At 39.8% G+C, this 21372-nt stretch carries 20 protein-coding genes; 3 read left to right on the top strand and 17 right to left on the bottom strand.

The window, feature by feature from the left end; genetic code table 11:
* Nucleotides 1-85: 85 nt before the first annotated feature.
* The 9 genes from HCK02_RS08355 to HCK02_RS08315 form a co-directional block, all read right to left on the bottom strand.
* Entirely contained in the window at nucleotides 86-1321 is a 1236-nt protein-coding gene (locus HCK02_RS08355) for an MFS transporter (protein WP_208970460.1), read from the bottom strand.
* Nucleotides 1322-1417: 96 nt separating this feature from the next.
* Nucleotides 1418-1903, bottom strand: a complete 486-nt coding sequence (locus HCK02_RS08350) for a MarR family transcriptional regulator (protein WP_167629666.1) — start codon at nucleotides 1901-1903, stop codon at nucleotides 1418-1420.
* Between the two features lie 99 nt (nucleotides 1904-2002).
* Nucleotides 2003-4024 carry a DUF6270 domain-containing protein gene (locus tag HCK02_RS08345; RefSeq protein WP_167629665.1) on the bottom strand — a complete coding sequence of 674 codons (2022 nt, stop codon included), beginning with the start codon at nucleotides 4022-4024 and terminating at the stop codon, nucleotides 2003-2005.
* A 118-nt stretch (nucleotides 4025-4142) separates the two neighbouring features.
* Nucleotides 4143-4997, bottom strand: coding sequence for a diguanylate cyclase domain-containing protein (locus HCK02_RS08340; RefSeq protein WP_167629664.1), 855 nt, complete (start codon nucleotides 4995-4997; stop codon nucleotides 4143-4145).
* Between the two features lie 10 nt (nucleotides 4998-5007).
* On the bottom strand, nucleotides 5008-7068 hold the full coding sequence (locus HCK02_RS08335) for a cellulose biosynthesis cyclic di-GMP-binding regulatory protein BcsB (RefSeq protein WP_167629663.1): 2061 nt from the start codon (nucleotides 7066-7068) through the stop codon (nucleotides 5008-5010).
* 10 nt (nucleotides 7069-7078) lie between these two features.
* A complete protein-coding gene (locus tag HCK02_RS08330; protein ID WP_167629662.1) occupies nucleotides 7079-8329 on the bottom strand; it encodes a glycosyltransferase family 2 protein in 1251 nt (416 codons plus the stop codon).
* Between the two features lie 90 nt (nucleotides 8330-8419).
* Complete coding sequence (locus tag HCK02_RS08325) at nucleotides 8420-9847, bottom strand: DUF2334 domain-containing protein (protein ID WP_167629661.1); 1428 nt, start codon at nucleotides 9845-9847, stop codon at nucleotides 8420-8422.
* Nucleotides 9844-11340, bottom strand: a complete 1497-nt coding sequence (gene wsfD, locus HCK02_RS08320; protein WP_167629660.1) for a glycan biosynthesis hexose transferase WsfD — start codon at nucleotides 11338-11340, stop codon at nucleotides 9844-9846. Before wsfD ends, HCK02_RS08325 begins: the two co-directional genes overlap by 4 nt.
* Nucleotides 11341-11469: 129 nt before the next feature.
* Nucleotides 11470-12219: a MurR/RpiR family transcriptional regulator gene (locus HCK02_RS08315; protein ID WP_167629659.1), complete on the bottom strand. Its 750-nt coding sequence runs from the start codon at nucleotides 12217-12219 to the stop codon at nucleotides 11470-11472.
* A 207-nt stretch (nucleotides 12220-12426) separates the two neighbouring features.
* Here HCK02_RS08315 and HCK02_RS08310 point away from each other — a divergent pair, with 207 nt between their 5' ends.
* On the top strand, nucleotides 12427-13752 hold the full coding sequence (locus HCK02_RS08310; protein ID WP_167629658.1) for a 6-phospho-beta-glucosidase: 1326 nt from the start codon (nucleotides 12427-12429) through the stop codon (nucleotides 13750-13752).
* A 56-nt stretch (nucleotides 13753-13808) separates the two neighbouring features.
* Here the strand turns inward: HCK02_RS08310 and HCK02_RS08305 are convergent, their stop codons facing one another.
* Nucleotides 13809-14240, bottom strand: coding sequence for a universal stress protein (locus tag HCK02_RS08305; protein WP_167629657.1), 432 nt, complete (start codon nucleotides 14238-14240; stop codon nucleotides 13809-13811).
* A 148-nt stretch (nucleotides 14241-14388) separates the two neighbouring features.
* Here HCK02_RS08305 and HCK02_RS08300 point away from each other — a divergent pair, with 148 nt between their 5' ends.
* Nucleotides 14389-14841 carry a MarR family winged helix-turn-helix transcriptional regulator gene (locus tag HCK02_RS08300; protein ID WP_167629656.1) on the top strand — a complete coding sequence of 151 codons (453 nt, stop codon included), beginning with the start codon at nucleotides 14389-14391 and terminating at the stop codon, nucleotides 14839-14841.
* Between the two features lie 11 nt (nucleotides 14842-14852).
* Nucleotides 14853-15212, top strand: a complete 360-nt coding sequence (locus HCK02_RS08295; RefSeq protein ID WP_167629655.1) for a Lin0512 family protein — start codon at nucleotides 14853-14855, stop codon at nucleotides 15210-15212.
* A 35-nt stretch (nucleotides 15213-15247) separates the two neighbouring features.
* Here the strand turns inward: HCK02_RS08295 and HCK02_RS08290 are convergent, their stop codons facing one another.
* From HCK02_RS08290 to HCK02_RS08260, 7 genes are all read right to left on the bottom strand, one after another.
* Complete coding sequence (locus tag HCK02_RS08290) at nucleotides 15248-15730, bottom strand: methylated-DNA--[protein]-cysteine S-methyltransferase (RefSeq protein ID WP_246215560.1); 483 nt, start codon at nucleotides 15728-15730, stop codon at nucleotides 15248-15250.
* A 13-nt stretch (nucleotides 15731-15743) separates the two neighbouring features.
* Nucleotides 15744-16556: a Cof-type HAD-IIB family hydrolase gene (locus HCK02_RS08285; RefSeq protein WP_167629654.1), complete on the bottom strand. Its 813-nt coding sequence runs from the start codon at nucleotides 16554-16556 to the stop codon at nucleotides 15744-15746.
* Nucleotides 16557-16640: 84 nt separating this feature from the next.
* A complete protein-coding gene (locus tag HCK02_RS08280) occupies nucleotides 16641-17165 on the bottom strand; it encodes a hypothetical protein (RefSeq protein ID WP_167629653.1) in 525 nt (174 codons plus the stop codon).
* A 16-nt stretch (nucleotides 17166-17181) separates the two neighbouring features.
* Nucleotides 17182-17811 carry an ATP-binding cassette domain-containing protein gene (locus HCK02_RS08275; protein ID WP_246215559.1) on the bottom strand — a complete coding sequence of 210 codons (630 nt, stop codon included), beginning with the start codon at nucleotides 17809-17811 and terminating at the stop codon, nucleotides 17182-17184.
* Nucleotides 17812-18405: 594 nt separating this feature from the next.
* On the bottom strand, nucleotides 18406-18756 hold the full coding sequence (locus HCK02_RS08270; RefSeq protein ID WP_167629652.1) for a hypothetical protein: 351 nt from the start codon (nucleotides 18754-18756) through the stop codon (nucleotides 18406-18408).
* Nucleotides 18757-18769: 13 nt separating this feature from the next.
* Nucleotides 18770-20776, bottom strand: a complete 2007-nt coding sequence (locus tag HCK02_RS08265; protein ID WP_246215558.1) for an SA1320 family protein — start codon at nucleotides 20774-20776, stop codon at nucleotides 18770-18772.
* Nucleotides 20777-20793: 17 nt separating this feature from the next.
* A partial coding sequence (locus tag HCK02_RS08260) for a DUF1672 family protein (protein WP_167629650.1) occupies nucleotides 20794-21372 on the bottom strand: 579 nt, incomplete at its 5' end.

The following is a 21372-nucleotide window of genomic DNA, read 5'->3' as shown; positions in this document are numbered from 1 at the left end:
AAGAAAATTGCTCCGCTAGTTTTAAAAATTGTCGGCTTTTTGACTAAAACATGAATTCCGCCAGCCGTGCACTAGCCAGCCACATTTAGTCGATTTTATTTTTTGATGTCACATTTCCATTTTGATGATGAGTTAAAATTGGAATAGCAAGTGAAATAAGCAAGGTGCCCATTATTGCTGGAGCTGCATGACCAAGAGACACATAAATTTGTCCCCCGATTAACGGTCCTATAATTCTTGCAAGGGATTGTACAGACTGGCTGCTCCCTTGAATACGGCCTTGTTCGCTCGATGAAACAGACTTCGATAAAATCCCATTAAATGCAGGTCCAAATAAGGAATCTCCAAAACCAAAAACAAACATTCCGACTACAAATAACGGTGCGAATTGGAAAATGGCTGAACTTGCGATAAAGAGATAGCCAACTACGTCTAGACCTAAACCAAGCCTGGCAATTCCTGTATCACTTAACTTTTTGAGTAATTTCGGCATAACAAATCCTTGGGCAACGATATCTTGAATTCCCATAATCGAGAAAGTAAGTCCAATTAATACTGGCTGCCACTGAAAAGTATCTTTCGTAAATTGCGAAAAGATCGCTTGCAAAGAGCCATTGGGAATCCAAATCAAGAATCCAGCGATGAATAGCCTTGCCAAATGTTTCATCGAAAAAAGTTGAACCAGTTGCGTGAAGGGATTCAACTGGCTTCGCTCAATTCGCTTAAGTCGCTTTTCCTGAGTTAAACTTTCCGGGATGTATAAAATTCCGAAAAGAAAGTTTAAAAAAGTAACAGCTGCCCCGAAAAACATCGGCATTGCATAACCAAAATGAGCCAATAAACCTCCTATTGTCGGTCCGATCGCAACTCCGGTGCCAAACAAAGCACTGACCCAGCCAAAATATTTGGTTCGTTCTGCTTCAGGAGTAATATCAGCAAAGTAAGCAAACAGTGTACTAATGCTACCGCCCGTAATTCCTTCAAGAATTCTGCCAAGAAATAATACCCAAAGCGCGCCGCCGATTCCAAAAATCAAGTAACCGATGGCTGCTCCTAAAAGACAAACTAATAAAACAGGGCGTCTTCCCAAACGGTCGCTTAAAGTACCTAGCACCGGAGAAGCGAAGAATACGCAGATCGCATAAACCGAAGTCAGCGCTGTGACGGTAAATGCTTGGCTTTCAGGTGTTGCCGCATAAGGAGCAACGAGAAATGGAATAATTGGTGTGATAATGCTTAAACCTAAACCGCACAGAAAAATAGATAACAGACCAAAAATGAGTGCCTTTTTTTCTGGAACGGAAGGTGGTTTTCTTTCAATTTGTAACAATAGAATATCTCCTTTTTTGTTTCTTTGTCAACAAAAATCATAACTCGTTTTTGTGTCCTTGTCAACAAAAAAAGAAACAGCCCCTTATTAACCGTTTCTTTCCTCACTTTTCGATTTTCTATTTTGTTTATCGATTTCTTCATCCAAATGTTCACGATAACGATCCACAAATTTCATCATGCCTTCTAGTTCCTGCTCAGTAATTGTATCAAATACTGATTGATCGCGTTCCCTAAATTCCTGATGGAGCTCAGTATGAATTTGATCTACTTGACGACCTTTTTCAGTTAAGCGAAAATAAATTTCCTTTTTATTTTCTGGCTTTTGATAGCTCTCAACCACGCCTTTTTCCATCAACTTTTTTGTCATTTTACTCATGGCACTTCTAGTCATGTAAAAAGCTTCCGCAAGTTTGGTCACATTCACCTCACTATTTTTCTGAATAAACTCCAAACAGTGAACTTCAGCAGGTTTATAGCCACTTAAACTTCGTTCCATCTTGCTTTTATTAAGCCAGACTAATTTATTATACACATCTCGAAACCCAGTCAAAAGCCGTTCTTCGTTATTCATCAAGCTTCATCCTCTCTATTTCCTGCTTCCATTATAATAGAATTTTGTTTCCCCTTCAACAAAACTCAAATAAAAAAAGAGAGGTTTCCCTCTCTTTAGTTAATCTCGAAAAGAATTGGTCTGATCAATGTAGATCATTTCTTTCAGAAAATCTTTATAATAGCCCGATTCAAAATGTGAAAAGGAATGACCAAATGGATAATAAAAATCACCTATATAGCCCTTATTTGACAGATCAATAACCCGAACGTTTGGGGCAACAGATAGAAAATAGTTATTTAAACGATCCCAAAGAAGTTGAGCTTTCTGAATCGCCATTTTATTTTGGTAGTTCGCCACTTTTTGATTTTCATCATAATACTTATAAGTAAAGCCACCTTTATTTAAAATAATGCGCTCTTCAGGAATAATTTCCATCAATTTCGACAAAAATTCATCAGCATGTTTCTTCCAAATCTGATAAAAAGCCTCATCGTCAGAGTGATCCAGTATTTCTTTACACGGAATGGCATCGAATAGCGGCGAGCCTTCCAAAATATAGCTACCTGTTATCGCGGACTTATCATCGAGCCAAATGATCGGCCTGATTGCATCTGGATATAGATCAATCAAAAAATAATCCGGCTGTGCGGCTTCAAGCCGCTGAAAGAAATCCTTTCGAAAATCATCCTTAACATTTCCAAATTCCGTTGCCGTAAACGTATCCGCGTATTCATCAAACGGAATTTCACCCGCATAAGCAGGCGTTGTCGCACTGATCAGCGAAGTATGTGTTTGCGTGAACTGGACATTAAAAAACGACTTATAATCTGGGTTAAAATATGGTGATGTATTGAAAGCATTTCGGCTAAAACAAGTCCCCATCACTACAAGCTTCTTCGGTTCTTGCTTCGTGGTAGGCGCTGCGACAAAGCGAATGGTCAAATCGCCCATTCCATTTTTCATTAGTCGTGCACGATACTTTCCTTCATTCACCAATTCAAATTTTGGTTCAAATTCAATACTATCCGGAACGAAAATTGGCAAATCAAGGCCTTCACTTGTACGGATAAAGCCATCCCACTTTTCATCTGGTTCATAAGTTTTAAGAGGATAAAGCGTTTTTTGAGAAAGCTTGACAACATAAGAACGAAATTTTTTTGTAACTGGTTGAACAGTTTCTTCAAGATATTCAAACGTTGAAAGCTTTGGATCACGCCGTTTTAGCACAAACCCAATTGGTGAAATTTCTCTCTGGAATTCAAAACCAAGTGAAAAAACGCCAAGCCTTTCTTTAAAAGTCGTTAAATTCACTAGGTTATGGAGCTCTTTCCGATAATAAAAGGACAAGCGCTTCGAACCTGTTACATAAGACTCTAGTGAAGTTCTATATGGTTCTTTTAGCAAAAATTTTTGCGGGATCTTCCCTGCCACGCTAGAGTCCACTTCAACGTTCGCTAGTTTTGAGCCAGTCCATTTTGATCGCAATTCAATAAACGGATCAATATTATTTGTTTCATCGATTAAAAATTCTTTAGAAAAAAAGTCTATTGGTAATGAAAATTGAATATGCCCATTCTCTACCTTTCCAACTGCCAATGCCTTGCGTTGTTCGAAAAAGTTATAAATTTCAGGTCTTGAGCGTCGTTTGAGCCAGAAAACAACATCCAAATTATCTATCGAATATTCAGACACAATACAAATATTAAGCTGTAGTTTTTTTGTGTTTAACGAAAACTCTTGTAATGTTGCTTGAAAAGGTTTAGGCTCACTGACAAAGGTGAATAAACCTTCAGTGAATCGGAAGATAAAACTATGTAAAGAATCTTCCACAGAAACCTTTTCAAACGAAAGTGGTTGATCTACCTTCAATAAAACATCCTGCTTTCCACTCTTGCAAAGAAAGCGCCATTCCGTTTCTCGATCTGTTAACGAATGTTGGAGAACGAGATTAAGAGGTAGAATAATTTCATAGCCTCTATTCACTTTTTGAACTTCCAACTCAAACTTTCTTGCAGGTCGGAGGAACTCTCTTCGCTCTTTATAAAAAATTAAAGCAGAATCCAAAGTAATATTCTTAGAAACAAAAATTCGCCACTCTTTTCTTTCCTCATCCCATGAAATTTTTTGCGCTATAATCATACTCTTTTATCCTCCATGAATTCTCAATACTTTACATCTAATTGTAGCATTATTATTTTTTTTTTTATACTCTTTTGCAATTTCCAGCAGGTGAGTGGCTAAAAATAACTAATTGTTTCTAGACGTCATATTCCAATTCTTTTTCCGCTTGTTCGATGAAATCAAATGGTGTTTGAACCGTTTCTGGGTCCAACACTTTGGCTCCTATTCGCAGCTCCAAACGAACCCTGTATTTCGTTTTAAATTCGCCTTGATTCGCTTCTTGGATTCTTTCTTTGATGCGCTCCATCACAAGTTTGCTTCCCGGATCATCCGTCAGAAGAAGGAGCCCCCAAGTGGCTTCTTCTTTATTGAGCAAATAAAGCACATCACTCGTGCGGATGCTTGCTTCAAGAAGCGCCGAAATATCTTGAAGGGCCACTCGCATTTCTTCGTTACTTTGGAACCTTTTTAATTCCTTCCAGTGCCGCACTTTCACAACTAATAAACTAAGCGGCAAATTGTAGCGTGTTGAAATACTTTGAAAGATTGCTTCATCATTTTGGAAAGAAACAATGTTTTTTAGGAGCGTATCTTCATCAATCGTCCCTAGATACTCATTTTGATTTTTGATTTGAGCATTTTCGGTCTGTAATTTCGTCGCTTGGCGCGTGAATAAATGGATAGTAACCGTTAGAAGAGGCGCCATCAGTAGCCAAAAATAAGACGCAAGCGAATAGTCAAAGCCTTTTATCAAACTAAGATACAAAATAAAGCTGGCATAGCCAAAAATGAAAATGACATTGAGCACAAGTCCAAACGTTAAATTCGTAAAATAAGTAACGATCGCAATAAAAAAACTAAGCGTGAGGAAAATCAGATTTTCAAAGTAAAGATCCGGACTATGCGCCGTAAAAGCCACACAAGCAAAAGAAAGCAGGATGAAAAGTAAAAACCCAATATCCGTCATTAAATTTTCTTGATTTTTTTTCATAATTTCTCTCCTATTTATTCCGATATTTGCGAACTAAGAAAATCGTGGCAACGACTAACAAAACGAGGAGTAAAAGCGCGACAACGCCAAATGGAATGACTGCGCGATTCACTTGAAGCATGTCGCCGATCTTAGAAGTTTCTCCGCTTGCTGCTACTTTCTTGAAACGGTAGCTGTGAATATTTTCATCTTGGTCGATTAGGACTCCGTCGCCATATGTTTTACTTAGAAACTCGTTTGACCCGAGTAAATTCGATCCCAGTTCCGTCATTTCAGGCGTTGGTCCAGTTACGGCAAGGAAAGCTCGCTTTTTGTTATAAATCGAAGGTAGAAGTTGCACACTGCCTAGTTTCTCGCCATAACTCGGGTCGATTTTCATTTTTTCATTGGAAACAAAATAATTTCCTTGTTTGTTATAGGCAAAATACAAATCTGAACTGGCCTTCGCCATCACTTGATTTTGCTTCTTATTTCCAATAACAATCAGATTTTTATTTTCATCTTTGACAGAAAAATCTTTGCTGCGAATGACTTCAAGCGCCCCACCGTTTCCTGTCACTGAGCTTCCGAGCAAGTGGAATAAATTTTCTAACGTTCCAAATTCATGCTCACTAAGTTGGTCTCGTAAGACAATCAGAGTATGATCAAACTCGCCATCTTGGATAAATGGATAAGGATAGTGACTAAATAGTAGATCTTCTTGTTCGTCCGTTTGAAGATTTAAGCGCGTATCCGAAGTGATGAAGCCCCACGGGATCTCTGAATCTGCTGTAAAACCACATTCATTGTCTTCCAAGATAAAATCAAATGCGACAGTGAGATTAAAGTTTCCTGCTACTTTTAGATCTTTGGGTACTCGCACCGAAAAGTGATCCCCGTTTGCTTCTTTTTCAGAAAGTTTCTTACTGGCAATAGGTTTTCCGTTAATAAGAACCGTGACAAGCGAATGTTTAAAATCAAGGTTTTCCGCATAGCGAAAATGAAGATCGAGTTTTGTTCCGTTTGTAATCGACTGATTAGGCGCAAGCTTCACAAAGTAATCTTGCTCCACATGTCCGGTTCCCTTCACCCGGTCACCTGATTCTGTTAGTTTGACTTCCTTTGAAAGGTTTTCCTTCCTTGTTGTCACATTTTCGTCTTCACCTACCCATTTTTCTGAAACCATAAGTTGATTGGTCAATTCTTCGTTGCCCAAAAGTCGCCCAGCTGTTTCAAGCGCCTTTTTATTTTTAGAAGTCACAATGAGAACTTGCTTATCCCCTTCTTGCACAAGCTTCATGAGTGCTTCCTTCTTCAAATGCTTATCGTCTGGAATTTGCTGCTTCCATTTTGCTTGCAAGTGAGAATAATCGGCTAGTAAAAGTCGGTAGCGACTCCTATCCCACTTGTCGCCTCCAGAAACAGTTGAAAACGGAATGGAAGACGAATCGGTTGCATTGTTGCGCGATGAAAACGAAGCAAGCGCCCTCAGCCCAGCAGTCATTTCTGCATTGCTACTTTTCGCTCGCGTAAAGACTCCGCTCATTTTTTTCGAAATGGTATCTATTCCCGTAAATCGCTTGTTAAAATCCGCGATCGTTGCTGAAAACGGCTTTTCGTCATAGTTTACTTCTATGCTTGTCGCCTTATCAATATGCAACCAGTTCGCCGGCGTTTCATCGATCGTACAGCGATCATCCGTCCGCGTCGAATAAACAAAACCCTCGATCGTTAGCACATTTTCGCCCTTTTTTAGCTTCTCCTTCGGCACTTCCAGTTCAAGCTGCTTGGCGCCGCCCGTTTTTCCATCAGGCCGAAACGAGTGAAAAAATACGCCATTTATACGAAACGTTAAGCTAGAAACCTCTTGTTCCAGAAGTGGCGAAACCCGGTAAACCAGTTTCAACTTAACCGAATTTGTTTGCCAGTAATCTTCCAGTGTAAAACTTTCCTTCGTCGTCGTGAATTTCCCTTGTGCTTCTCGGTCCGAATCAAACGGAAACGAATAAGTGTTCCCTGCAGCTTCTGCTTCTATACGGACTGCAAATAGAAAAATCCCAATCAGAAACAATCCTGCCAACCATTTTTTCATGACTTTCCTCCTAAAATCTTTCTGTTTTATACCATTTCGTTTCTCTTTTCAAAAGCGTATCTTTCAAGAAAATGTAAAACCCATATGCCGCGACCACCATCCAAAGTTGGCAATATGTCACATACATCAGCATAATGTACCCCAGGTTGGATAGCGAAATCTCGTCTTTCTCGGTTGAAAGTGTAATAAACGTCCCCGTGATAAAAAGAAGAATCGCAAGAATCCAGAGCGAGCCGCTAAATCCCGCGAGCGTCGTGTGGACGTATCCTAGTAAATGCAAAACGAGCAACGTATCACTTAAAAGAAGCGAGCTCAGCAGCAGAAAATAAATCGAAAGAAAATATAAAATATCAAAGCGAATTCGCCTTGCTGACTTTTTAAACAGCAAGGGAACATTTTTCAAAATGACATAAATATTCCCCTTCGCCCAGCGCGCACGTTGTTTAAACCAAACAGCCAAAGTTTGCGGTTCCTGTTCCCAAGTAACGGCTTTCGATTGGAATTTGATGTGATACCCCATCATATAAATTCGAAAGCTGATTTCTGTATCTTCGGCAACGGCTTTAACATCCCAGCCCCCAATTGCTTCAAGAATCGAACGGCGCACAATAAAATTCGTCCCTGGAATCGTGCATAGTTTAAAGAGTGACCAGCGTCCAGCTTGTGCCATCCACTGAAAAGACAAGGTTTCGATGTTAATAAACCGAGTTAGCCAGCTTGCATCACGATTGCACGTTCGAAATTTCCCGATAACGGCGCCTAGCTTTTGGTCATGCAAAATCTCTGAAACTAGATAGCGTAGAGCAGGTTTTTCAGGGGTATTATCTGCATCATAAATCGCGATCAAATCCCCGCGACTTTCCTCAAAGCCAATGTTAAGTGCATTCGATTTTCCCTTACCACCTGTTTTTGCATCGGTGTTTATAACCTGAAAATTTCGGTGCGGGTAACGCTTTTTCACACCCTCAAGTACCCTTTCGCTTTCATCAGAAGAATTATCGTTAATCACAATGAGTTCATAGCGGTCTTCCGGATAATCAAAAGCAAGTAAAGATTCCACCGTTCGTTCAATAACTTTTCCTTCATTGTGTGCCGGAACCATGATGGAAACAAATGGAAATCCCCCTTCAATCGTCGGAATCTCCCTCCGCTCATTCCGCAAATAATATACGTAGCCAGCAATAATTAAAACAATATTTACAAGCAACAAACTCCAAATGCAGATCACTGCAAAAAGCGATAAATAATCTGCTACTGTCATGCCTCGTCCCTCATTTCAAATACTTTTTACGATAAATTCGGTAGCCAATCATAAATAACAATGAAAAAATCACTAGGGTTATCAGTATAATCACACTGAAAATTTTCGATTGAACAGAAAAAAATCCGTTAGTGACGCTTTTGGTTGCTCATCTTGCTGCTTTTTTAAATCCGATTTTAGTTTTGGATCTGGTTCTTTCCCGTTGATAGTTACTTGCCCTGCTTTAAATTGAATCGTATCAAGCTTCGTCGTTACTGTGTGATCAAGCTTGCCATAATCCTGAATCGATTGCTTTTTAAGCATATTTAGTAACTGGTTCCACTTTTCATCTTTCTCAAAAAGTGAAATACCAAGAACAGTTGGAACCTGAAACAAGTTTTCTTTCGCTGTTTCTCCGATCCAATTTTGATAAGCCGTGCCGTCTAGATAAAATGGCGCGTCCTCGGTAAAAACCGCTTCTTTCGTTTTGGCTGTAAACATTTTGGCTTTCTGACTTGGAAAGAAAATACCCGATGAAAAAGGTAGCAATCCTTCCGAACGATAAATCGCATCCTGCAACCAGTAATCTTCTGCACTCACCCCAAGCGGTGCAATTTCATTTGTAGCTAAAAAATGAATCGAACTTTGCATGACTCGTTCCAGTTCATCAGGCTTACTTGCCCCAGCTGAAACAACTGGAACATTCACAAGGATGCGTCCTCCGCGCTCTTCCAAATAACGAAGCAAGTCCGCATAGCGCTTCGCAGCTAGTGATTCTGTATTTTGAAATACCGGACCTGCACTGACGAGAAACGGAAGATTGGCTTGATAAAACGAATCTGCTCGCTTTTTGACTTGTTTAAAATCAACAAATGGATTGACATCTCGAAGCACTACAAATTGTTGTGGAGCTGAAACTGGAACTTTATAAAGAGTGGTTAAAACATCCAAAAGTAATGCTTCACTTGGTGTATCTTTTTGTAGGAAGCTTGCATAACTCCTTTTGCCTTGTTTCACAGCAAAGGGACCAGACGAATTCGTTGTTTGGACTTTTCCAATGGGATCACCAGTAAATTGTGTCACCAGTGGGGTTTTGCTTGCCATAATTGGTACAAAGTTTGTTCCACGATCATTTCCCATTTGCAGTTGCGCATCTTGAAGCAGCTCTATTTTCAAATGTAATGCCTCTCGCAACCAATTTGGGGGCTTTTCCCCAATGAATAAAAGCGTTTCTTGAACTTGCTTTAGTTTTTGGCTTAGCTCATCCGATAAATCTGCTGGCTCATTTTGCAAGACAATCACATGTGAATAGAAAGTCAGGTTCTTCGCTTCTGAAGCTTGCATGAGCTTGACACTTGTTCCAACCGAAATGAGCATCCGAACGAGCAAATCGACATTTCCATTTTTCGCCCCTTGTTTATCCAGGCTATCATAGATAACCACCGTTTCAGGTTGTTCATTTGAAACCGCAAAACTCGTGTGAGGAAGACAAACTGATGAAAAAATGATGAAAAGTATTAGCAGGATTCTTTTTTTCATTTTGACTTGTTCCTCCTATCTGAAAGCATTTTGCCGAGCGAAGCTATTCCTATCAAGAGAGCTAAATCAAAACAAACATTAAATAAAAATTCATGTTTGGCAAGATCGGCTTCACCGTCTCCGATAAAGCTGATCGCAATCACGGCGAACCCAGTTGCAACAAGTAAAAAAGCAAGCGCTCCTTTTACCAAACCTTCCTTATCTTGCTGTTTGATTCGGCGCGGGATTTTCCAATTGTAACTCGCTAGGAAAACGAGGCTAAGCAAAATAAGCAAACCAACTGATGGCGGCGTCATTTTTGCTTTTACATCGCTATACAAACTAAAGAAATGGGATTTTGCAGCAAATGGTTTTTGAGCGGACTTGTCGTAATTCCCCATTTCATGCGGTCGAATTTGGAAAGCTTGCTTGGTGGAAATTTCAAGCATGGCTGCTAATTCGCTTGGATGCGTCAAATAAAATTGCAACACGCTTCCGAAGCTATAATCATCATAAAAGGCTCGCTCGATTAATTCGCTATCTGGATCGATCATTTTATACTTCTGGTAATAAGTTGTTCCTTTTAATAAAGCGAATTGCGGATTCATATCGAGATCACGTAAGGCTTTTTCTGGCTTTTGAGCTTTCAGCAAAACGCCTTGACTCATTGTTTGATACTGATTAATTGTGACGAAGGTCTTTGGGATTAGCACATAAGTTAGTACGCCTGAAATGAAGATGACTGCAAGGGAAATCCAGACGAGTAGCCGAAATTTCCGTTCTTGCTGAATCGTGAGTAAAGTAAGGCCTGAGAGAGTCAAAATGAGGGCTAGCGGAGCGTTTTGCTGTTTTGCGGTGATGAGTAGTAGGCTCCCGAAAACAAAGACGAGTAGCATGAGGTAGGGAAATTTTGCTGAGGCATCGAACCACAAAAAGGAAGCGGCAATGAACAGCATCGCTATCAGCATCAAGCCTTCCGCATAAAAGGAATTGAAATAAGCGAGATACGCTAAATCACCAAAAATGAAAACAGCTAGAAACGCCACCAGATAGCCGGTCCAGCCAGCAAGTTTCATGGTCAGTCCTTTTACGAAAAGATAAAATGCGGTCAAATAGAATAAAAAATAAACAGCGGCTAAAAAGCTAATGTGAAACACTTTTTGCGAGAAAAAAACTTTATTTAATGTGATTGCCACTTGAACGAATAAATTTTGTGAAGAAAAAAAGGCATTTCCTTGTTCGTTAAAAAACTGGTAAATGCCATATTCTTTGATAAAGTAACCAAATTGTGATGCTTCGTAATCGGAACCCAGTGTGTATAAACCGTTTCCTGAAAAGACTCGGAAAAAGTCTCCATTATCAGCAACACCAATTTGAGGCGCGACAAAAAGCAGCCAGCTGCCAATTAGCGCGACTGTGAGTGTTGCAAGTGTGGCTGGCGAAAGAATTTTATGGATAAAAACAGAAAAACGTCCAGCCTTTATTCGAGCTGTCCGCGCCAAATTGAGTAACATGTAAATTCCCCTTTAGTAAAATTCAAACAAAAAAAAGCAAACCATTCCTGGTTGCTTTTGTCATGTTGAGTATCTATTGTCCGTTTCTCATTATAACAACAAAGTATCATTTTTTACAATGACTTTTTGTCAATCATTTGAATCAATTTGGCTGCGGATCTCGCGCGCAATACATTCTATCGTATAAAGAGCTGGAAGTTGAGATGTAATGTTCGCATCTTGATACATTTCTTTATTGATATAATAAGCAATATTGGCATCAGACAAACGTGCAATGCTAGATTTTGAACTGTTGGTAATCGAAATCACTTGGCATTTTTGTGTTTTGAGCTCGTGAATATAGCGGATGATGTCTTCATTTTCGCCGTCAACCGACAAGGCAACTAGGCAAATTTTGTCCGAGAGTTTATCTGAAAGATGGTAAAACGGATGATTAAGCGGGTCTTCAATGTGAAGCGCAAGCGTGAATAAGGATGAAAAATAAAGCGCTCCGTACTCTGCAATCACGCCAGACGAACCAATTCCAACAAATAAAACGAGTTCGGATTGACGCAAAATCGACACCGCACTCTGCAGTTGTTCTTGAAATTCGTCACCTGCTGTTCGCTTTAAAAAATCAATATACGTTGTTTCGTCCGACATATCAATTGCGATGCGTCGCCTTTTTTCCGCATAGAGCTTCAGTTTGACGCGAAATTCAGAAAATCCGCTGCAGTTAAATTTGCGGCAAAAGCGCAAGATGGTTGTCGTGCTTACATGCGTTTCATCAGCCAAATCGCGAATTCGCATGTAAACGACTTTTTGTAAGTTTGCGGTAATAAAGTTATAGATTTCAAGTTCGGTATCATTTAATTCTACGGATTGTTCTAGAAATAACAAAGTCATCGCCTCCACTCGCTCATTTTACCATGTAACACTTTGTTACTCAAATGTAACAAGTTCCAACTTGAAAAATAGCTACCTAAAGGACAAATCAGGCTAGTATTTTTCGTTTATTCTTTCTATACTAAATGTGTAAAGAACAGCTGTTACGAAAATAGAAAGCGCAATCATTGGGTTGCTCTTTAAATATTGGAGGAAGCGATAATGAAAAAAAATGGTATCAAAATTGCAACGATCGGTGGCGGATCTAGTTATACGCCAGAATTAATAGAAGGCTTTATCAAACGCCAAAATGAACTGCCTGTTCGTGAACTTTGGCTTGTCGATGTAGAAGCCGGGAAAGAAAAGCTTGAAATCGTTGGTAATTTAGCTAAACGCATGGTGAAAAAAGCTGGCGTTGATATGGAAATCCATTTGACGCTTGACCGCGAAGAAGCGCTTAAAGATGCGGATTTTGTCACAACACAACTTCGCGTTGGATTGCTTGATGCACGGATTAAAGATGAACGAATTCCAAATTCTCACGGCGTAGTTGGGCAAGAAACGAACGGTCCCGGCGGTATGTTTAAAGGACTTCGGACAATTCCAGTTATCCTTGATATTTGCCGCGATATGGAACGGCTTTGTCCGGATGCTTGGCTGATTAATTTTGCAAACCCCGCTGGAATGGTGACAGAAGCGGTTCTTCGCTATAGCAATCAGAAAAAAGTAGTTGGGCTTTGTAACGGACCAATCGGGATTGAACGCAATATTGCCGAAACGCTTGGTGTTGATCCAACTGAAATTTACGTGGAATTTGTTGGCTTAAATCACATGGTTTTCGCTAAAACGGTTTATTATCAAGGGAAAGATGTTACACGCGATGTCGTTTATAAAATGACGGAAGGTGATGCTGGTTCAACGCTCAAAAACATTAATGCAACGGGCTGGGATAAAACTTTCTTACGTACGCTCAACATGATTCCAATTGATTACTTGCGCTATTACTGGCAAACAAAAGAACAACTGGACGATCAAGCGAAAGCTTACGCGGAACACGGAACGCGTGCGGAAGTTGTGAAAAAAGTGGAAGCGGAACTGTTTGAGCTTTATAAACAAGAAGAACTAGCTGAAAAGCCAAAACAATTGGAGCAACGTGGCGGGGCTTACTACAGTGAAGCGGCTTGTAACTTGATTAATTCGATTTACAATGATAAACGTGATATTCAAATTGTCAACACACGTAATAACGGGGCGATTCTTGATATTGATCCAGATTCTGCCATTGAAACAAACTGTGTGATTACACGTCAAGGTCCAATTCCGCTTGCAAGTGGTCGTCTTCCGATTGCCATTAACGGGATTGTTCAAGAAATCAAGACGTTTGAGCGGCTTACAGCAGAAGCTGCAGTGACTGGGGATTATGACAAAGCGCTACTTGCGATGACAATCAATCCGCTCACACCTGGTGACGCTGAAGCTCGCATTTTACTTGATGAGCTACTCGAAGCGCACAAGGAATATCTTCCGAACTTCTTCAAGGAAGCTTAAGAGTCCGAAGCAAAATTAAAAGCCAGCAAGGCGCGTGCGCCTTGCTGGCTTTTCTTCTAGCGTGCAATCAGTGTATCTACGCCTGAATGCGCTAAAATATAAGTAGAAATACTACCAAGTACAATTTTTTCAACTTTGTTTAACCCTGTCGCACCGGCAACAATTAAATCTGCGTCAAACTCTTCTGGAATTTCTTTAGCTAGTATCGTTTTTGGATTTCCACTTTCGACATATGTCACAATTTCTTTTATGCCGGCTGATTCGGCTCGGTCGCGGTAACCAGCAACGCGTGATCTTGCTTTTTCTTTCGCACGCTCTTCAAGGGAACCATCATAAGAAATATTGGGCGAAAAGGAGCGTAAATCGACTACACTCGCAATTCCAAGCGCTGCCCCGTATTTTCCAGCTAGTTCAAGCGCTTTTTGAAAAGCTCGATCCGCCTGATCTGAACCATCGACGGCGACTAAAATTCGTTGATAATTTTCCATAACCCCTACCTCCTACATTCGAGTTCTTCATTTCCCTTTACCCAAAAATTGCCCTTTCTACCCTTTTTCACGAAAAAAAAGGACTTTCTTTTTTCGAGAAAATCAGGTTATGCTATACTTAACTTATTCAATAAAAAGGGGCTAAAAAATGAATAATGAAAAGCAACTCAATCAGCAAATAGCCATGTTTTATTTTGCTTACAAAAGTTTCACGGATTCTCTAGATGCGATCATTTCGCCACGTGGTCTTTCGCATCTCCATCACCGGATTCTTTTTTTTGCAGAACAAATTCCTGGAATGACAACGAGTGAGCTGACCAAGATCCTAGAAATTAGCAAGCAAGCGCTCGCGAAGCCGCTTCGTGAGCTCAAAGAAAAGGGACTCATTTATATTGCAGTAAGTGAAGAAGATCAGCGGAAACGAACGCTTTTTCTTACTTCAACCGGGATTCACCTTATGCGTGACTTAAGTCGCCAACAGCAAAAGCAATTTATCGAGGCTCACAAGCAAGCAGGCGATCCAGACGGGGCTGCTTTTACCGCTGTTTTAAAAGAATTTGCGAAGGATCGTCCGGGTATGCCATTTATTGACCAATTTTAGGAGGTTTTTTGATGGAAAAATTACTTTTTATCCAAACTGGATTTGGTGTTGATGTTCATGGACAGAATGTTACAAAAGCGGCAGAACGCGCCGTCCAGCATGCCATTTATCATAACTCAATGCCTGGAATCGAAGAACTGTTACCAAACCAAGATTTAAACAATATGAAAGTGCGCATCAAGCTTGCCGTTCCTACGGATAAAGATTTACTTGACAAAGAAGCTGTTAAGAAACTAATTCCTTATGGCACGGTTGAAGTGGAACTAATGGATGGCGGTATGATTACAACAAGTGGCATTTTCCTTGCTGAAAAGGAAGACAAAAATGAAATGATGTACATCGTAAATGCCTCCGTTGAAACTGGCTATTAAAAGAAATAAACCGGAAAGTCCTTAAGCTTTCCGGTTTATTTGTGTGCTTTTTCAAGTGCAAGCAGTTGCGTTTTCATATCTAGGCCGCCTGCATAACCAGTTAATGAACCATCTTTCCCGATCACGCGATGACAGGGAACAACAATCCAAATCGGATTGGCTCCAATTGCTCTTCCAACAGCGCGAACAGCTGATTTTCGTCCGATTTTTTCTGCAATCTCCCCATACGTCGTTGTTTCCCCGTAAGGAATTTCGAGGAGTGCTTGATAAACATGTTTTGAAAAAGGGGTAACTTCAAAATCAAGCGGAAAATCAAATGTTTTTCGCTTTCCCTCATAATAATCAAGAAGTTGCTTTTTTTCCACCACAAGCTTTGCTTCATCTTGCTGCAAGACTTCTTTTGGCAGATGTCTTTTTTGCCAGCTTTTTAATTGGTCAAGGCTGTTTCCGATAAAACAAATGCCCACATTCGTTTTAGCAAGCACCAGCCCTTGTTCTTGCATCGTGCCATAAAACATCGTTTCACCTTCTTTATTTGTAAAAATAGCTTTTTAAAAAATGATAGACTCCATCACGATCATTAGACTTTGTCACAGCATCCGCTTGTTTTTTCACAAAATGATCCGCGTTTTTCATAGCAACGCCGACACCTGCTTCTCGGAGCATGTGAAGATCATTTTCGCCGTCTCCAAAAGCGATCACATTTTCCGGTTTCACATGAAGTTCCCTTGCAAGTTCACGAACAGCTAAGCGCTTATCATGTCCCTCTGGAAGGAGCTCGATATTGTTTGCGTGTGAAGATAAGCAAGTCAAACCATTTACTTTCTCCAAAAGCTCTCGAACAATCCCAATCCGCTTCGGCCCATCGTCTTCAATCACAATCCCATTGACAATTTCCGGAATAACTTGCAGAAAATCCGTTTCTCGCTCAACAAGTTTATAACTCGGGGCAGCCACTCGCGCAGCAGCATCGCTCGTTTTCCGTAATCGCTTCCGTTCTTTCGTTGAATAAACCGTATTTTCCGAGAAAAAGGAGACGAGCATATCCTCACTTTGACAGATTCTATAAATCTCAAGTAGCACTTCTGGTCTAATTTTTGCTTTATAAAGCACCTTTCCGCTTCCTGACACCGCAATCGCACCGTTTGAAGCAATGACTCCCGCTTCTTTATGCACAGACTCCGCAAAAAAACGTGCCATCGTAAAAAGTCGACCTGTAGCCACAGTAAAATAATGCCCATCCGCTATTAAATCCTGCAAAATTTGCTTGTTTTTCTGCGAAATCATCTGGTCACTGGAAAGAAGCGTTCCATCCAAATCCGAACAAATCAAATGTTTTTCCACTTTTTCTCCCTCTTTATTTCCAAATTTCTTTTCACTTTTATTGTAACGGGAAACACGAAGTTTGTATATGAATTTTATGTGACCTTACTGTAAGGCTTGTTCGTAGTCAACTATTTGATTCGCTGCTACATCCAAGAAGCGATAATGCAAATAAAGCTGCAGTTTTCCGGTTACCGTTTGGTAAAAACTAGGCAAAATTGGAATGACCATTTCATATTGACCATCTTGACCGGGCTTTAAATGAATTTGAGTGCCCCACTTGATTGTGCGATCATCTTTTTGTAAAGACTCATAAGAGACAGGGATACTTGTCGCAAACGCTTGATTAGATAAGTATAATTCGTCTAATTTTATTTCTAACTTTTTATCTGAATGATTAGTTATACCAAGCTTAAATTTCTGATAGGTGAGTTCTTCTTTTTTTAAAGTTCCTATTTGATTCGCTTGAATAGTAATTCCACTTTTTGTTCGGATAGGTCCATTTTTTGCAAGTTTTATAGTCTGAAAATGAATGGATTGTGCAACAGAATGAAGCTTGTAGAAACGAAAACTTGCAAGGCTAGCAAGTATTAAAATGATTATGCCCAGCCAAATATAGCTTTTCTTCACGCTTCTACCTCCTCTTCTAAGTAAACCTTGCCCGATTCAAGGAAAAACAACTTTGTACAAACTTCCTGTAAAAATTTTTCATTATGGCTTGTAAGCAGTACATACCAGACTTTTTCCACTCGAAAATTAGTTCAGAAAGTAGCTTTATTCCTTTTTTATCTAGGGCATTAGTGGGTTCATCCAAAATGATAAGCGAGGGATCTTCCATGAAAGCTTGGGCTATTCCTAATCGTTGTTTCATACCGAGCGAATAATCTTTCACCTTCATTTTACTATGTACCTCTAATTCGACTCGCTTCATTGCTGCAACGATTTCGCTTTCCCCGATTTTATTTTGAACGGAAGCAAGCAATCGCAAGTTTTCTTTTCCTGTATAGTACTTAACGAAACCAGGATATTCAATGATAAATCCAGTATCTGGCGGAAATTCAATTTCCTGATATAATTTTTGCCCGTCTATTTCGATACTTCCATGATCTGGTTTTAAAAAACCCAGTAACATTTTAAATAAGACTGTTTTTCCTGATCCATTTGCTCCTTGAAATCCGTAAACTTCCCCGCTTGTCATTTCACACGAAAAGTCGGAAAGAATCGTTCGTTTTTTTAGTTGTTTACTGATTGACTTAATTGAAATTGTTCTTTTCACTCATAAAAGTAAACACCCTATTTTTACAAACATTTAAAAACTAAAAACCGCAATATGTCAACACTTAACACTATAATAATACAATGTAACTATTTACTTAAAACTATTTAAAAACAAATAAAAAGGGCAGAGCGAGGGGCGACCTTCAGGACACAGAATGAATAAAAATAACAGGCTACTGTATAAACATAAAAGTAGCCTGTTTTTATTTGTCTATAATTCCCCCTTGTTCCGTCGTTTTAACTCGCAAGTAATCACATCAGAAAAAAAACTGTTTCTATATACGTATTGTTCTATTGAAGTGGAGCCGTGCTTTTTCTTGTATCCTTGAAAACAGGGCTAAAGGCTCGAATTTCTAAAAGGGCAAGATACCTATTAACGTTCAAAGTAATTTAAAACTCACAAAAAGGCTTTTTAAGCGTCTTTTCCCTAAAAAATAACCCCAAACTACCAAAACACATCAAGAGCTCTTAGAACGTCTATTTGAACCCTTAAAATCAATATCCGATTTTCACAAGTTTCCCTACTCACAGAGAACACATTCTATACGTATGAAGAAGGCAATAAAAAACAGACTACTCAAAGTAGCCCGTTCTATTTTTTATTTTCCATCATGGATGCAAGAAACAAATCAAGTAGCCTGTCCCCTTCTTCTTGTTGTTCCTTTAAATGTTGCTCTGCACGTTGCACAAATTTCCGTGCATCTTCAGCAGCACGATTCAAACGGCGACTGCATAAACCGCCTTCTTCACGAATATGACTAAGTAAGCCCTCGAAAATGTCTCCTTCTGCCTGTTCTAGCTCCTGTGCCATTTTCCACACGTATTCTTTTTTTCCTTCTTCAAAATAGTTTAAATGCTCCCGCTCCTTTTCCAGTATTTCTTTTGCTGCTTTTTGACGAATCTGATTAAGCTCTAGTTCTTGGATAAGCTCTTCTTGTTCCATCTTTTCCGCCCCCTTATACGTCAATACTGCCGCGCTTGAGTTGACCGATAAGTTCGGTTAAATTCGTCACTATTTTGTCCGCCAACTTGTCCAACGCCTCAACTGCCACGGCTTTGTTATCGCTTAGCTGATATTTAATATCTTGGAAAACTGCTTTCGAACTTTCATAAATGTTGACTGATGCCTTATTCAGCGCGATTACATTTTGGAACTGAGTCCCTTCAAAAAGGGCGGTATCAATATAAGGGCGGTAAGCTTCTAGAACATCATGCAAGCCACCCCCGCGTAAAGAGCGCACAGCGGTTTTGATGGATTCAAGTGCTGTTTGATAAGGTTTTAGCGCGTTAATAGCTTGAGTAAGTAAAATGGGAATAGCCTCGTCTAAATTTGTAAAAGGAACATCAAGACGTTCAAACGTTCCCCGCGCGTTTTTTAGTCCTTGGATAAAATCGTCCACAGTTTCGTCTAATAAGCTTAATGTACTTGAAAAATGACTAATAACGGGGTCAAGGGAGGACACAGCATCTTCACTAAATCGCTTATAATTATTATCTAGTAATTTCTGCTTTTTCCCCATGCCGTCCTTAAGCGCTTTTGATTCTTGTAACGTAAACTCCGAAGTGGCAGGCGGTGCGGATGCGCGTTCTACTTTTTCAGTAGCGGTTAACAGCTTATCCGCTTTCTCTAGCTCCTTCGATACATACGTGACTTGTGTCCCGAAAGTCACAATTTGGTTCGTCACGACTTCTTTATTTTCGTCTATCACTTTATAATGGGCTTTCAGTTCTGCCACCATGCCATCATTGAAAAATTCGTTGTCTATCCCTTTAAAAAGTTGAGGAACAGCGTACTTTTTAAGTGCATTTAGCTGGGTGATAATGTCGTCTAGTCGTGTGACAGTATCGACAATAAGAATGGGTAAATCAATAGATGTCGCGATTAAACCGTCAAATTTGCCCAAAAAGTTCAATAAAAAGTCGGTAACGACAGACGACGTTTGAAGCTTGTTTATCGCCTTGACTGCCATTGAAATTGCCGGATTCCCCGATTCTATCGTGTCACGTAGGAACTCATAGCCCGCCATTGTCGTCAGGGCTTTCCCGAAGCTCCCTTGTCCGATTAAATCGTCGAGGCTGTCTGTTAACTTCGCTGTTCGGTCGTCTAGCTTGTTGCCTTCTCGTTCGACAATATCGACCGCATGGTCAACGTGGGACTGGGCGGTGGTAATTTGTCCTTTCATTTTCGATACCATGGAATTGGCTAAGATTTTCATATTTTCAGGGTTTACATCTATTTTATGCCCTTTTCCACCTGTGAGGATTTCCCCACTCCATACGCCAACGGGTAAGTAGGCATCAGCGTCAATAAGGACTTCTTCCCCATCTATCTTGATAGGGTCATCATAACCCGTGTGGTTAGACGCAAGTGTAGCAAATAAGGGCATGTTATTTTTTAAGGTGACGTTTTTACCGGGTAAACGGCTTAAATAGCCCGCACTTTTTTCCCCGAGTGTTAGTGGGTCGTATTCACTCATATAGTTGGTTATATCGGGATTCTTTTGCGAATATTTTCCATCTGGCAAAATGGCTGGGTTATACGTCACGCTTTTAACATCATTGTTCGATGCCACGTAGTTTCCTAGCCCACCGCCTAAAGAGTTTCCTCCAACATAGCTAATCTTATATCTTTTACTCATTTTCTTATAGGCTTTATCTGCGGCTTTTAATTGTTCGTCGGGGATATTTCCAGGCAAGGTTGCGTCGGTGATGATGTCCTTACCGCCGTTTTTTTGTCCTTGCGTCCCTTGGAATATCATACCGACTTCGCCTGTTTTTTTATTTTCCACAATCATGTAGTCGAGCCCGGATTTTGTGTTATAAACTCCCTCTCTGACCTTGTACACGTTTGTATCGCCATTTACATGTACACTAGTACCTCTTTTGGGTTCATCGTATACAGTCTTCCCGCTCAGTTCGATAATATCCAAATCGGAGGTTTTTAGTTTTTCATTTGTTGCCACTAATTTCATCTCCCTTCTTAATTTATTTTTGGTATATCATCTACACTTACATTTTCGCCGTCTGGTTGTCCCACTCGGTCTACAATAAAATCTTTGAAAATAGAAACACTATAATTTCCCTTAGGTAATCCCTTTTCATTCTTTAAATTTTCAGCAATTCTATCTGCTATTTCTTGTTTAGGTAGTCCTTCTTGTGTATTAAAGTAATGTATACCAATATCCTGATATTTAATTTCAGAATTCTCTTTTAGAAACAAATTACGTATTTCAGTAGCTGAAATGTTTTGATTTTTAATATAAGCATCATATACAGCTTTATAATCCCCACCCAGTGGTACAAAGTAGTAAGCTTTTTCATATCCAGCCGATTGTGTTTTATCAATCGTCGCTTGATTTAATCCTTGCAAGTTATATTTTTCGGCTTCCTTTTGTGTAAAAATATCTAATCGCTTGAATTCTTCTTCGTATGCCTTAACATATAAGCCACTAATGATTCCAGACTCCACTTTCCATTCTTCCGACCGAACATTAGGCAATGGGTCAAGCTCTTTTTTCTGCATATCAAATCCCACAATAACAGACGTATGAAATTGAAT

The sequence above is a fragment of the Listeria valentina genome (assembly GCF_011800755.1).
Taxonomy (GTDB): Bacteria; Bacillota; Bacilli; order Lactobacillales; family Listeriaceae; genus Listeria; species Listeria valentina.
Note: the sequence above shows the minus strand (reverse complement) of the source record. Positions and strands in the feature narration are given on the sequence as shown.

Bases quoted from the DNA above. Each gene is read 5' to 3' on its own strand.
- HCK02_RS08350 (WP_167629666.1), bottom strand. From the start codon at position 1,903: ATGAATAACGAAGAACGGCTTTTGACTGGGTTTCGAGATGTGTATAAT.
- HCK02_RS08345 (WP_167629665.1), bottom strand. From the start codon at position 4,024: ATGATTATAGCGCAAAAAATTTCATGGGATGAGGAAAGAAAAGAGTGG.
- HCK02_RS08340 (WP_167629664.1), bottom strand. From the start codon at position 4,997: ATGAAAAAAAATCAAGAAAATTTAATGACGGATATTGGGTTTTTACTT.
- HCK02_RS08335 (WP_167629663.1), bottom strand. From the start codon at position 7,068: ATGAAAAAATGGTTGGCAGGATTGTTTCTGATTGGGATTTTTCTATTT.
- HCK02_RS08330 (WP_167629662.1), bottom strand. From the start codon at position 8,329: ATGACAGTAGCAGATTATTTATCGCTTTTTGCAGTGATCTGCATTTGG.
- HCK02_RS08325 (WP_167629661.1), bottom strand. From the start codon at position 9,847: ATGAAAAAAAGAATCCTGCTAATACTTTTCATCATTTTTTCATCAGTT.
- wsfD (WP_167629660.1), bottom strand. From the start codon at position 11,340: ATGTTACTCAATTTGGCGCGGACAGCTCGAATAAAGGCTGGACGTTTT.
- HCK02_RS08310 (WP_167629658.1), top strand. From the start codon at position 12,427: ATGAAAAAAAATGGTATCAAAATTGCAACGATCGGTGGCGGATCTAGT.
- HCK02_RS08305 (WP_167629657.1), bottom strand. From the start codon at position 14,240: ATGGAAAATTATCAACGAATTTTAGTCGCCGTCGATGGTTCAGATCAG.
- HCK02_RS08300 (WP_167629656.1), top strand. From the start codon at position 14,389: ATGAATAATGAAAAGCAACTCAATCAGCAAATAGCCATGTTTTATTTT.
- HCK02_RS08295 (WP_167629655.1), top strand. From the start codon at position 14,853: ATGGAAAAATTACTTTTTATCCAAACTGGATTTGGTGTTGATGTTCAT.
- HCK02_RS08290 (WP_246215560.1), bottom strand. From the start codon at position 15,730: ATGTTTTATGGCACGATGCAAGAACAAGGGCTGGTGCTTGCTAAAACG.
- HCK02_RS08270 (WP_167629652.1), bottom strand. From the start codon at position 18,756: ATGGAACAAGAAGAGCTTATCCAAGAACTAGAGCTTAATCAGATTCGT.